The sequence below is a fragment of the Streptomyces sp. FIT100 genome, assembly GCF_024584805.1.
In the GTDB taxonomy this organism is placed as follows: Bacteria; Actinomycetota; Actinomycetes; order Streptomycetales; family Streptomycetaceae; genus Streptomyces.
In genome coordinates this window covers 6,411,911-6,424,991 of sequence record NZ_CP075715.1, presented here as the reverse complement: position 1 = coordinate 6,424,991, position 13,081 = coordinate 6,411,911, and the positions used below count along the sequence as shown (strand labels likewise).

At 73.0% G+C, this 13,081-nt stretch carries 8 protein-coding genes and 1 pseudogene; 4 read left to right on the top strand and 5 right to left on the bottom strand.

The genetic code is table 11. The annotated features are described in order from the left end of the window. Nucleotides 1–81 precede the first annotated feature (81 nt). On the top strand, nucleotides 82–948 hold the full coding sequence (locus tag KK483_RS28850; protein ID WP_262008134.1) for a phosphotransferase enzyme family protein: 867 nt from the start codon (nucleotides 82–84) through the stop codon (nucleotides 946–948). Between the two features lie 233 nt (nucleotides 949–1,181). On the opposite strand, the gene KK483_RS28845 is transcribed toward KK483_RS28850, so the two are convergent. The 3 genes and pseudogenes from KK483_RS28845 to KK483_RS28835 all read right to left on the bottom strand — a co-directional run. Beyond that, on the bottom strand, nucleotides 1,182–1,886 hold the full coding sequence (locus KK483_RS28845) for an exonuclease domain-containing protein (protein WP_262008133.1): 705 nt from the start codon (nucleotides 1,884–1,886) through the stop codon (nucleotides 1,182–1,184). A 60-nt stretch (nucleotides 1,887–1,946) separates the two neighbouring features. Then, nucleotides 1,947–3,191, bottom strand: a complete 1,245-nt coding sequence (locus KK483_RS28840; protein WP_262008132.1) for an SAV2148 family HEPN domain-containing protein — start codon at nucleotides 3,189–3,191, stop codon at nucleotides 1,947–1,949. A 99-nt stretch (nucleotides 3,192–3,290) separates the two neighbouring features. After that, nucleotides 3,291–3,463 (bottom strand): annotated as a pseudogene (locus KK483_RS28835) (copper amine oxidase); the annotation flags it as partial. 83 nt (nucleotides 3,464–3,546) lie between these two features. Here KK483_RS28835 and KK483_RS28830 point away from each other — a divergent pair. The 3 genes from KK483_RS28830 to treY all read left to right on the top strand — a co-directional run bounded on the left by KK483_RS28830 (nucleotide 3,547) and on the right by treY (nucleotide 8,946). Continuing rightward, nucleotides 3,547–3,960 (top strand): hypothetical protein, encoded by a 414-nt coding sequence (locus KK483_RS28830; RefSeq protein ID WP_262009827.1) that lies wholly within the window; start codon nucleotides 3,547–3,549, stop codon nucleotides 3,958–3,960. A gap of 384 nt (nucleotides 3,961–4,344) precedes the next feature. After that, the gene (gene glgX, locus KK483_RS28825; RefSeq protein ID WP_262008131.1) at nucleotides 4,345–6,465 is read left to right on the top strand and encodes a glycogen debranching protein GlgX; all 2,121 of its coding nucleotides are present in this window, start codon (nucleotides 4,345–4,347) and stop codon (nucleotides 6,463–6,465) included. Nucleotides 6,466–6,585: 120 nt separating this feature from the next. Then, nucleotides 6,586–8,946, top strand: a complete 2,361-nt coding sequence (gene treY / locus KK483_RS28820) for a malto-oligosyltrehalose synthase (protein WP_262008130.1) — start codon at nucleotides 6,586–6,588, stop codon at nucleotides 8,944–8,946. A gap of 973 nt (nucleotides 8,947–9,919) precedes the next feature. On the opposite strand, the gene KK483_RS28815 is transcribed toward treY, so the two are convergent. Both KK483_RS28815 and KK483_RS28810 read right to left on the bottom strand, forming a co-directional pair. After that, complete coding sequence (locus KK483_RS28815) at nucleotides 9,920–12,325, bottom strand: glycoside hydrolase family 65 protein (protein WP_262008128.1); 2,406 nt, start codon at nucleotides 12,323–12,325, stop codon at nucleotides 9,920–9,922. Then, nucleotides 12,322–13,065, bottom strand: coding sequence for an HAD family phosphatase (locus tag KK483_RS28810; protein ID WP_262008127.1), 744 nt, complete (start codon nucleotides 13,063–13,065; stop codon nucleotides 12,322–12,324). The genes KK483_RS28815 and KK483_RS28810 overlap by 4 nt, the downstream gene beginning before the upstream one ends. Nucleotides 13,066–13,081: the final 16 nt, after the last annotated feature.

Sequence of the window (13,081 nt, the reverse complement as noted above, 5' to 3'; positions counted from 1 at the left end):
GACGTCGGACCGGCCCCCGTCATCGTGCTGACGGTCCGTCGGTTCGTCAACCCCACCTGCGAGGATGCGAGAATCCGGGCCATGGACGAGACACGGGCGCGGTCGGTACTGGACGCTGCGGGACTGCCGGTGCCGGGCGCGGTGCGGGACGCTCAGCTGCTCGCCCTCGGGGAGAACGCGGTCTTCGGCGCCGGCGAGCTCGTCGTCAAGGTCGGCCGCAGCGCGGAGCTGCTGGAGCGGGCCGAGCGCGAACTGGCGGTGGCCGGCTGGCTGGAGGCGGCGGGCGTACCGGCGGTGCGGGCCGCGGCGCCCACGGCGCGGCTGGTCGAGGGACATCCGGTGACCGTGTGGCACCGGCTGCCGGAGCCGGTCCGGCCCGCGGAGCCCCGGGATCTGGCACCGCTGCTGCGGCAGGTGCACGCGCTGCCGGCGGCGCCGTTCGCGCTGCCGCGGCGGGAGCTGCTCGGGGGTGTCGAGCGCTGGCTGCGGCTGGCGGGCGACGCGATCGATCCGGCGGACGCGGCGTATCTGCGGTCGCGGCGGGACGGGTTCGCCGCGGCGGCGGCCGCGCTGAGTCCGCATCTGCCGCCGGGGCCGATCCACGGGGACGCGCTTCCGCGGAATGTCCACGTGGGTATGGACGGGCCGGTCCTGGTCGACCTGGAGACGTTCTCCGCGGACCTGCGCGAACACGACCTGGTGGTGCTGGCGCTGGCGCGGGACCGGTACGGGGTGGGCGGGGCGGCGTACGACGCGTTCACCGCGGCCTACGGGTGGGATGTACGGGACTGGGAGGGCTGCGGGGTGCTGCGGGGCGCGCGGGAGACGGCGAGCTGCGCGTGGGTGGCGCAGCATGCACCGTCCAACCCGGTCGCGCTGACGGAGTTCCGCCGCCGCGTGGCCTCGCTGCGCGAGGGCGACGCGGCAGTGCGCTGGTACCCGTTCTAGGGGGTGTCGTCCCAAGGGGCAGGTCCGCTGCGGCGGGGCTTTCTCCCCACCGCCGTCGGGTGGCCGCCCGGCCGACGGCCGCGGCGCCTCGGCCTGCCGGGGTGGCGTCACCGCATCGGGGCGGTGCATGAGCCGGGTCGTGGCACAAGCCTCCGGTGCCCCGCGTTGAGAGTGGCAGGAGTGGGTGGAGTCCCTGCCTTTCCCTTCCGGCGCCCGCTGTGCGCCCTTGGCGGTCAGCCCGAGACCGTCGCGGGACGGCGGAAGGGCCAGGTGCCGTCGACCGTCGCGGACGGGTCGCCCTTGCGCCGGAGGAAGGACTGGAAGTCGGCCGCCCACTCCGCGTACCAGTGGATCTGACGGTCGTGCAGCTCCGCGGGGGCGAGTGAGGCCACCTGGGCGTGGCGGTCGGCTATGGCGATGGCGACGCGGGCTGCGGCGAGGGCGTCGGACGCGGCGTCGTGGGCGGTGTCGAGGGCGACGCCGTATTCGGTGCAGACCGCTTCGAGGGTGCGCTTGCCGCGCCGGTAGCGGTCGACGGCGCGGTCGATGGTGTACGGGTCGATGACGGGGCCCGCTTGGGCGAGCGGCGGCAGCCCGTGGCGGTGCAGTTCGGCCGTGAGGAGGGTGAGGTCGAAGGCGGCGTTGTAGGCGACGACGGGGATTCCCCGGGCCCAGTGGTCCGCCAGGGTCTCGGCGACCTCCGCGACCACCTCGCGCGCCGGGCGGCCCTCCGCCGCCGCCCGTTCGGTGCTGATGCCGTGGATCGCGGACGCCTGCGCGGGGATGCGGATCCCCGGGTCCGCGAGCCAGGTCCGCCGCTCGGCCGGCTCGCCGGCCCGCACGACGACGACCGCCGCCGTCACGATGCGGGCGTCCAGCGGGTCCGTCCCCGTCGTCTCCAGATCGAAGCCGGCCAGCGGTTCGTGATGCCAGGTCATAGGCGGTGCTCCCCCTGTGTCAGTGGTACTCGACGAAACTCTCGCACGTACCACTGACAGTCAGGACACCGGGCGCGAGTCGGTCCACACCGACTCGAACTCCTCCCGGTACGTCTGGAACAGCCCGTGCTCCACGTCCTGGCCCGTCCCCAGGCCCGATCGCACCACCGAACGGCCCGCGCCGCGCAGCACCAGCACCGGCGCCTCCATGCCCCGCGCCCGCCGCAGGTACGACTGCACGACCGCCAGTCCGTCGGGCCCGTCGCCGTCCACCAGATAGGCCGTGAAGCGCGGGGTCTCGTCGAAGACGTGGATCTCGAACGCGCCGGGGTCGCGCAGCTTCGACCGGACGCGGCGCATGTGAAGGATGTTCATCTCCACCGAGCGGCTCAGTTCACCCTTCCTGAGGCCCAGTTCGCGCTCGCGTCGCTTGACCGCGCTGCTCGCCGGGTTGAGGAAGAGCAGCCGTACGCGGCAGCCGCTCTCGGCGAGCCGGATGAGGCGCCGGCCCGAGAAATTCTGCACGAGCAGGTTCAGTCCTATGCCGATCGCGTCGAGCCGCCGCGCGCCGCCGAAGAGGTCCTCGGCCGGCAGCTGCCGCTGGAGCCGGACGCGGTCCGGGTGCACGGAGACCACGTCCGCGTACCGGTCCCCCACCAGGTCCTCGACCGCGTCGACCGGCAGCCGGTCCGCCGACGGGACCGACGTCCCGCTGCCGAGGATCTCCAGCAGCCGCGACGACGCCCGTTCGGCCTGGGCGAGGACGGCCTCGTTCAGCGCACGGTTGCGGGAGACCACGTTGCGCGCGACCTCCAGCTCGTCCAGTGCCAGTTCGACATCGCGGCGGTCGTCGAAGTACGGCTCGAAGCAGGGCCAGTGCTGGACCAACAGCTCCCGCAGCTGCGGGAGGGTGAGGAAGCTGAGGACGTTGTCGTCGGCGGGGTCCAGCAGATAGCCCTTGCGGCGCGAGACCTCCCGTACGGCGACGGCCCGCTGCACCCACTCGTGGCCCGCGGGTCCGGCCGCCGCGACCACCCAGTCCTCGCCGTGGACCGGTTCGTAGATGGGCCTGAGCACGGCGGCCACGACGGCGCGCAGGCGCTGCTCGACGAGGTTGAGCCAGATGTAGGCCCGTCCGGCCCGCTGCGCGCGCGTACGCACCTCGCTCCAGGCGTCCGCGCTCCAGTCCAGTTCCGCCCCGATCTCGACCGGCCGGGCGAGCGACACCGCCCCGGGCGGGACGTCGCCGGAGTCCCCCTCGTGACTCGCGTCACCGGGGGGTAGCTCCAGCCCTCCCGAGCTCACCCGCGCACCGCCTCCAGCTTCCGGACACCCGTCTCCGACGATCAAGGAAGGGTACTCCGCGAGCGGGAGCCGGTGCAGCCGGATCGACAGGCTCCTCGCTCAACTCCCGGACGGGGAAGCGCCGTTCTGGTTGGCGAGATCTGCCGGAGTGAGCGGATTCATAGCGGTTGCGTCCCTGGGGCGAGCCGGAAACCCTGCCGGTGGACCGGCATCGGCTGCTGGTCCTCGTCACGGGCGACGTGGTGGAACCCGATGTTGACCCACACCACGGGATCGACCTGTCCGGGGCACCGCGCCCGCAGTCGAGGTGGCGCACCCGGGCGTGCATCGCGGCGAGGCGGGCACTCCCTCGTGCGTGCGCACGGACGACCGTGCGAGCGCTCAGATCGAGGGCCAGGTCCCGCGTGTCGATCCACGGCCCGTTCGTGATCTTGATGATGACGCGTACGCAGCGGGGCACCCCGCAGTCGGCGAGCTGCTGCGCTATCCGCGCTTCCCGGTCCTCGCGGTGGACGTGACCGCTCGGCGTGAGCGGTTCGGCAGAGCTCAGCACGCTGCGGGTGGCGCCCTTGAAGTCCGCCTTCAGCCCGGCGCCGAGCGGGCTCGCCGGGATCGGCTCGACCGCCTCCCGCAGCCCCTCGCGGTGCAGCGACGGCTGTACGCCCTGCTGGGCGCCGGCCCGTTCCACCGTTCCGGTGGTGAGGTTGTCCGTCGGGATGACGATCCGGCCTCGGATGGTTCGGATTCGGCCAGATCGATGGTGAGCTGAGCCGCTGCGGTCCGCGGTCGAAGCTTCTCGCCCTCGTCGGCGGCCCGGACGACGACGCCGGGCTCCGGGGCGGACGCGCCCAGCGGCTGCGCCTGGGTCCGCGCGGACGCGGAGCGGTCCCCCGGTTCACCCTCCGCCTCCGCCGTGCCGGGCAGCGTGACCCCGATCGTCGCGGCGGTCCCCGTCACCGCAATGGCCGTGCCCGCCGCCACCTTGCCGAGGTGGCGGTGTATCAATTTGGGCCCTTTTCGCCCTCTTTTCCCCCTCTTGCCCTGCGGTCACCCGGTAGGACGGTGGTAAGTCCTAGGAGGTTGCCCATCTTTCGGGGAGGATCTGGCCGAAGAAGTCCCCAGTACCCGGATCAGAAGTGGAAGAGTCTTATCTATGCAGGTCTGGCCGGGACACGCGTATCCCCTCGGCGCCACGTACGACGGCGCCGGCACCAACTTCGCGGTCTTTTCGGAGGCCGCACACAGGATCGAGCTGTGTCTGCTGCACGACGACGGCTCGGAAACGGCGGTGGAGCTCCGCGAGACCGACGCGTTCGTCCGCCATGCCTATCTGCCGGGGGTGATGCCCGGTCAGCGGTACGGATTCCGGGTGCACGGCCCGTACGCGCCGGAGCGCGGGCAGCGGTGCAACTCGGCGAAGCTGCTCCTCGATCCGTACGCCCGGGCGATGAGCGGCCGTATCGACTGGGGCGAGGCGGTGTACGGCTATCACTTCGGCCGGCCGGACTCGCGCAACGACCTGGACTCGGCGCCGCACACGATGGCGTCCGTGGTCGTCAATCCGTACTTCGACTGGGGCGACGACCGTCCGCCCCGGACCGACTACCACCGCACGGTGATCTACGAGGCCCATGTGAAGGGCCTGACGATGCTGCATCCGGCGCTGCCGCCGGAGCTGCGCGGGACGTACGCGGGGCTCGCGCATCCGGCCGTCATCTCCCACCTCACGGAACTGGGCGTCACCGCGCTGGAGTTGATGCCGGTGCACCAGTTCGTCAACGACCACCGGCTGGTCGACGCGGGCCTCAACAACTACTGGGGTTACAACACCATCGGATTCTTCGCCCCGCACAACCGCTACGCCTCCTGGGGCGACCGCGGCCAGCAGGTGCTGGAGTTCAAGTCGGCCGTGCGCGCGCTGCACCAGGCGGGCATCGAGGTCATCCTCGACGTCGTCTACAACCACACGGCCGAGGGCAACCACCTCGGCCCGACCCTCTCCTTCCGGGGCCTGGACAACCGTTCGTACTACCGGCTCTCCGAGGACCGCCGCTACCACACGGACACCACGGGCACCGGCAACTCGCTCCTGATGCGCTCCCCGCACGTGCTCCAGCTGATCATGGACTCGCTGCGGTACTGGGTGACGGAGATGCATGTCGACGGCTTCCGCTTCGACCTGGCGGCGACGCTGGCCCGGCAGTTCCACGAGGTCGACCGGCTGTCGTCGTTCTTCGACCTGGTGCAGCAGGATCCGGTGGTCAGCCAGGTGAAGCTGATCGCCGAGCCGTGGGACGTCGGCGAGGGCGGCTACCAGGTGGGGAACTTCCCCCCGCTGTGGACCGAGTGGAACGGCAAGTACCGCGACACCGTACGGGACTTGTGGCGCGGCGAGCCGCGCACGCTCGCCGAGTTCGCCTCGCGGCTGACCGGCTCCTCGGACCTCTACCAGGACGACGGGCGCCGTCCGCTCGCCTCGGTCAACTTCGTGACCTGCCACGACGGCTTCACGCTGCGCGACCTCGTCTCGTACAACGAGAAGCACAACGACGCGAACGGCGAGGGCAACCGGGACGGCGAGAGCCACAACCGGTCGTGGAACTGCGGCGCCGAGGGCGACTCCGACGACGGGGAGGTGCTGGAGCTGCGGGGCCGCCAGATGCGCAACTTCATCGCGACGCTGATGCTGTCCCAGGGTGTGCCGATGCTGAGCCACGGCGACGAGTTCGGGCGCACCCAGGGGGGCAACAACAACGCCTACTGCCAGGACAGCGAGCTGTCCTGGGTGCAGTGGCCGGCGTCGACCGAGGAGGAGCCGGGTTCGCTGCTGGCGTTCACCCGGGCGATGGTGTGGCTGCGCCGCGACCACCAGGTCTTCCGGCGCAGGCGCTTCTTCCACGGCAGACCGGTGGAGGGCACCCACGACGAGCTGTCGGACATCGCGTGGTTCACCCCGGAAGGGGTCGAGATGACCCAGCGGGACTGGCAGGCGGCCCATGCCAGGGCTCTGACGGTGTTCCTGAACGGGCACGCCATCTCGGAGCCGGGGCCGCGCGGCGAGCGGATCTCGGACGACTCGTTCCTGATGATGTTCAACGCGAGCGCGGAGGAGCTCGACTTCGCGGTGCCGGTCAACCACGGCCGGCAGTGGGAGGTGGTGGTGGACACCGCACGGCCCGAGGGCGTGCCTCCGGGGCAGGGGCCGAAGGTGGCGGCGGGTGAGCGGGTGCGGATGGTCGGGCGGAGTCTGGTCGTGCTGCGCAGGCCGGCGTAGGTCCGACCGCTCGCTGCGTCGCGGATCGGTTCGCCAGTTCAGGTGAACGTGGAGCACTCCGTCCGTACCGGTGCAGCAGCCGATGACACAGATGCCCGCGATGCGGGTACGTACGTTCGCATGACGCCCACCGCCACGTACCGGCTCCAGCTCCAGCCGGCGTTCCCCTTCGCGGCCGCCGAGGAGGCGGTGCCGTACCTCGCCGGCCTCGGGATCTCCCATCTGCACCTGTCCCCCGTGCTGGAGGCCGTGCCCGGTTCGGGACACGGGTACGACGTCACCGAGCACGCCCGCGTACGGGAGGAGCTCGGCGGCGAGGAAGGGCTGCGCGCGCTCGCCCGCACGGCGCGGGAGCACGGCCTCGGACTGGTGCTCGACATCGTCCCCAACCACATGGCCGCGGTGCCCCGCTGCAACCATGCGCTGTGGGAGGTGCTGCGCGAGGGCCCGCAGTCGCCGTACGCACACTGGTTCGACATCGACTGGGACGCGGGCGGCGGGCGGGTGCTGATGCCGGTGCTGGGCGGGCGGCTCGGGGAGGAGCTGGACGAGCTGTCCGTGCAGGGGCGGCTCCTGCACTACGGGGAACACACGTTCCCGCTGCGCGAGGGCACCGAGGGCCTGCCCCTGCCGGAGCTGCTGGAGGCGCAGTGGTACCGCCTCGCCTGGTGGCGGCTGGCCCGCACCGAGCTCAACTACCGTCGCTTCTTCACCATTTCGGAGCTGATCGGGGTGCGCGTGGAGGACCCGGAGGTCTTCGACGCCACCCACACCAAGATCCTGGAGCTGGTGCGGGACGGCGTCGTCGACGGGCTGCGGATCGACCATCCGGACGGGCTGGCCGACCCGGAGGGGTATCTGCGCCGGCTGCACGAGGCCACGGGCGGCTGCTGGACGGTGGTGGAGAAGATCCTCACCCGGGACGAGCACCTGCCCCGGGAATGGCCCGTGGCCGGAACGACCGGTTACGACGCGCTCCACCGGATCGACGGGCTCTTCACCGACCCGGTGGGCGCCGAGGAACTGCTCCGCTCCTACCAGGACTTCGCCTCGCCCGGCGGGGACCGCGGCGGCTGGTGGGGGGCGACCGTGCGGCGCGCCGCGTACAAGGTGGTGACGCACGAGCTGGTCGCGGAGACCGAGGCGCTCGCCCGGATCGCCGAACGGGTCTGCGCGGCCGACCCCATGCTGCACGACCACGCGCCGTGGGCGCTGCGCACCGCGATCCGGGAGCTGCTGGTGCGGGTCCCCGTCTACCGGCCGTACCGCACCGGCGGCGAGGCGGTCCTCACGGCGGACGCGGCGCTGCGGGCGAAGGCGGCCTTCGCCGTCCCGGAGGAGGCGGCGGCCGTCGACGTGATCCGCGATCTGGCGCTCGGGCTCGGCCGGAGCGGCGAGGGACCGGACCGGACGGCGTTCCGGGCCCGCTTCGCCCAGACGTCATCGGCGCTGCGCGCCAAGTCCGTCGAGGACACGGCCTTCTACCGCTACGCGCCGCTGCTGTCGGCGAACGAGGTGGGCGGCGACCCCGGCTTCCCGGCGGTGAGCCCGGCGGAGTTCCACGCGTACTGCGCCCGTGTCTCCCGGGACTGGCCGGCCTCGGGCACGGTGCTGTCCACGCACGACACGAAGCGCAGCGCCGACGTCCGGGCCCGGATCTCGGTCCTGTCGCAGTGCCCGGAGCGCTGGGAGCGGGTGCTGACCGGGCTCGCCTGGGTGCCCGCGCCGGATCACCATCTGGCCTGGGTGGCGTGGCAGGCGGCCTTCGGCCTCGGCAGCCCGCGCCCCGACCGGCTCGGGCCCGCGCTGCTCAAGTCCGTGCGCGAGGCGGGCCTGCACACGAGCTGGACCGAGCCGGACCCGGACTACGAGCGGGCGGTGTGCGACTTCGTGGACGCCGGTCCTGCCGGGCCGCCGATGCACACGCTGGCGCTGTTCGTCGGCGAACTCGACGAGCACGTACGGGCCAACGCGCTCGGCGCGGCGCTGGTGCAGCTGACGATGCCGGGGGTGCCGGAGCTGTACCAGGGCACGGAGCGCGAGTATCTGGCGCTCGTCGACCCGGACAACCGGCAGCCGTTCCGGCAGGGGCCGCCGGACGAGAAGACGGCCCTGACGCGGGCGGCGCTGCTGCTGCGCAGGCGGCGGCCCGAGGTGTTCGGCGAACCGGGGACGTATGCGCCGCTGGAGGCGTCGGGGCCGGCGGCTGAGCACTGTCTGGCGTTCCGCCGCTCCGGTGAGGTGGTGACGGCGGTGACCCGGCTGTCGCTGCGGCTGGAGGAGGCGGGCGGCTGGGCGGACACGTCGCTGGCGCTGCCGGAGGGCTGGTGGACCGATCTGCTCGACCCCACCCGGGAGTTCGAGGGCGGGGGCCCGGTGCCGGTGCCGCTCACGGCGCTGTTCGCCGACCGGCCGGTGGCGCTGCTGGAGCGAAAGCCGGAGGACGGACCTGAAGGCCGGGCGGCAAACGCGGGGAGGTAAGCCGGTGCGAGCCACGCCGGGGCACCCGGGCACCCCGGCGTGGCCCGGGCACCCCGGTAACCCCGGCACGCCGGACCACGGGAGGGACAGCAGGAGGGGACGGCGGCACCCCGGCACCCCGGCACCCCGGCACCCGGACAGCGGGACCGCGGCACCCGGACACGCGGCACCCCCGGCACGCCGGACCACGGGACCACGGGACCACGGGACCACGGGACCACGGGACCACGGGACCACGGGACCACGGGACCACGGGACCACGGGAAGGACAGCAGGAGGGGACAGCGGGACCCTGCAACCCCGGCACCCGGACAGCCGGACTTCGGCATTCGGACACGCGGGCACCCCCCGGCGGACGGGACCCCGCCACCCCCGTACTCCGGTAACCCCGGCATCGGGACACCCGGACAACGGGGACCGCGGCAGCACGGCCGGCACCCGGACAGCGGAGCCCCGGGACCCGGAACGGGCACCCGGACACACACCCCCGGCACGCTGGACCACGGGACCGCGGGAGGGACAGCAGGAAGGGACGGCGGGACCCGCCGCCCCGGCACCCCCGGCACCGGGACACCCGGGCAACGGGGAGCGCGGGAGCACGGCAACCCCGGCACGCCGGACCACGGGACCACGGAAGGGGACAGCAGGAGGGGACGGCGGGACCCTCCGCCCCAGCACCCCGGTACCCCCCGGGCACCGGGGCACCCGGGCAACGGGGACCGCGGGAGCACGGCCGGCACCCGGAGCGCGGGAGCGCGGGACCGCGGCCGGCACCCGGACAGCGGGACGCCGACACCCCGGCACCCGGACACGCGGGGCACCCCCGGGCACGCGGGGCCACGGGAGGGGACAGCAGGAAGGGACGGCGGGACCCGCCGCCCCAGCACCCCGGCACCGGGACACCCGGGCAACGGGGACCGCGGGAGCACGGTCGGCACCCGGACAGCGGGGCCGCGGCGCAGTTGGAGGGCGGTCAGCTCGTCCCCGTGCCGTCTCCGGTGTCCGGCAGGCCGGACACCGCTCGGTCGGCCGGGTCGCGGCCCTTGGGCTGCTGGGGTTCGGGCTGTGCGGGCAGTGGCGGGATGGGCCGCTGCACGGGCTCGGCCGCCGCCACGGTCACGTCTTCGCCGTGGTGCACCAGGTGCATCGGGTCGCCCTCCGCCAGGGTGTAACGGGCGGCCGACGCCCGGATGTCCACCCGCAGCCTGCGCCCCTGCACCAGCACGGTGAACTTGAGGCGGGAGAGCCGCTCGGGCAGCCGGGGCGCGAAGCCGAGGCGGTCGGGCCCGCCGTCCGCCCCGGGGTGTTGGCGCATCCCGCCGAGCCCGACGACGAGGGCCATCCAGGTGCCCGCGAGGGAGGCGATGTGCAGCCCGTCGCGGGTGTTGTGCTCCAGGTTCTCCAGGTCCATCAGCGCCGCCTCGCCGAGGTAGGCGTAGGCGAGCCGGAGGTGCCCGGTCTCGGCGGCCATGATGGCCTGGACGCACGCCGAGAGCGAGGAGTCCCGTACGGTCAGCGGCTCGTAGTAGGCGAAGTTCCGCGCCTTCTCCTCGGCCGTGAACATCTCCCCGCAGGTCAGCATCGCGAGGACCAGATCCGCCTGTTTGACGACCTGCTTGCGGTAGAGGTCGAAGTAGGGGAAGTGCAGCAGCAGCGGGTACTGCTCGGGCGAGGTCCCCTCGAAGTCCCAGTGCTGGAAATGGGTGAACCCGGCCGACTGCTCGTGCACACCGAGCGCCTCGTTGTACGGCACGGCCATCCGGGCGGCGGCGTCGCGCCAGGCCGCGGTCTCCTCGTCGTCGACCCCCAGCTCCTCCGCCCGGTCGGCGTAGCGGGTCGCCACCTCCGCTGCGGCCACGAGATTCCGCCGCGCCATGAGGTTCGTGTAGAGGTTGTCGCGGGCGATGGCGCTGTACTCGTCGGGGCCGGTGACCCCGTCGATGTGGAAGACGCCCTCCGCGTCGTGGTGGCCGAGCGAGCGCCACAGCCGGGCGGTGTGCACCAGCAGTTCCAGGCCGGGACCCCTTTCGAACGTCTCGTCCCCGGTGGCCGCCACGTACCGGACCACGGCGTGCGCGAGGTCGGCGTTGACGTGGAAGGCGGCCGTGCCCGCCGGCCAGTACGCCGAGCACTCCGCGCCGGTGATGGTCCGCCAGGGGAACGCGGCCCCGGCGAGGCCGAGCTGGTGCGCGCGGTCGCGCGCGGCGGGCAGGGTCGCGTGGCGCCAGCGCAGCACCGGGCCGACGGCCTGCGGCGCGGTGAAGGTGAGCATGGGCAGCACATAGGACTCGACGTCCCAGAACGAGTGGCCGTCGTAGCCCGTCCCGGTCAGGCCCTTGGCGGGGATCGCCCGCTCCTCGCCGCGGGCCGCCGCCTGGAGCACGTGGAAGAGGGAGAAGCGCACGGCCTGCTGGATCTGCGCGTCGCCCTCGACCTCGACGTCCGCGCCGTCCCAGAAGGTGTCGAGGAACTCCCGCTGTTCGGCGAGCAGTCCGTCCCAGCCGGTGCTCCGGGCGGCGGCGACCGCGCCCTCGACCTGGTCGCGCAGGGCGGACATCGACCTCTCGGCGGACCACCCGTACCCGACGAACTTCACCAGCCGCAGCTTCTGGCCGGGCCTGAGGGTGGAGGTGATCGTGAGCCTGCTGACGTCCGGCTCGCTCTCGGCCGACCAGGTCGTGCCCTCGGGGCCCTCGACGAGGTGGTCGGCCGCGGCCCCCACCCGCTGGGCGCTCTGTCTGGTGCAGTGCACGAGCCGCAGCCGGGTGTCCCGGGCGAAGTCCTCCTCCGGCAGCAGCGGGCAGTCGATCGCCGCCGCCACCCGCGGGTCGCCGATGTCGTGCGGCATCTGCTCGTTGGCGACGAGCTCGGACTGGACGGCCACGGTGGCGCCGCCGCTCAGCGGCTCCACCTCGTACGCGATCGCGGCGATGGCCCGCTGGGTGAACGACACCAGCCGCTCGGAGGTGATGCGCACGGCGAGGCCCGCCGGGGAGGTCCACTCGGCGGTGCGGCGCAGCACGCCGGTGCGGAAGTCGAGTACGCGCTCGTGGGCCGTCAGTTCGCCGTAGCGCAGGTCGTAGGGGTGGTCGTCGACGAGCAGTCGGATGATCTTGCCGTCGGTGACGTTGATCAGCGTCTGGCCGGACTCGGGATAGCCGTAGCCGGCCTCTGCGTACGGCAGTGGGTGGAGCTCGTGGACGCCGTTGAGGTAGGCGCCGGGCAGTCCGTGCGGCTCACCCTCGTCGAGGTTGCCGCGCCAGCCGATGTGGCCGTTGGAGAGGGCGAAGACGGACTCGCTCTGGGAGAGGAGGTCGAGGCTGAGCTCGGTCTCGCGCAGGCACCACGGTTCGACCACATAGCTGGAGTGGGTGATCATCGGGGCTCCAGGAGTTCGGCGAGGTCGCTCACGACGACGTCCGCGCCGTGCCGGCGCAGCTCGTCGGCCTGCCCGGTCCGGTCGACGCCGACCACGATGCCGAAGCGGCCCGCCCGGCCCGCCGCGACTCCGGCCAGGGCGTCCTCGAACACGGCGGCGTGACCGGGGTCGGTGTCCAGGGCGCGGGCGGCGGCGAGGTAGGTGTCGGGCTCGGGTTTGCCCCGCAGCCGCTGTTCGCGGGCGACGATGCCGTCGATGCGCTCCTCGAACAGGTCCTCGATCCCGGCGGCGATCAGCACATCGCGGCAGTTGGCGCTGGACGAGACGACGGCGCGGCGCAGACCGGCGTCCCTGGCCGCTCGCACAAAGGCCACCGAGCCCTCGTACGCCTCCACGCCCTCGTCGCGGATCTTGCGCAGGACGAGCTCGTTCTTGCGGGTGCCGAGGCCGTTGACGGTCTCCGCGTCCGGCGGGTCGTCGGGCGTGCCTTCGGGCAGTTCGATGCCGCGGGAGGCGAGGAAGGTGCGGACCCCGTCCTCGCGCGGGCGGCCGTCCACGTACTCGTCGTAGTCGTGCACGGCGTCGAAGGGCACGAAGAGCGTGCCCTCGCGATCGGCCCACTGCCGCAGACAGCCGTCGAACATCTGCTTCCACGCGGCCGCGTGGACCTTGGCGGTACGCGTGAGAACGCCGTCGAGGTCGAACAGGCACGTGCGGACGTGATCCGGAAGCCCCAGCATGCTCCCTCCTCGCGTC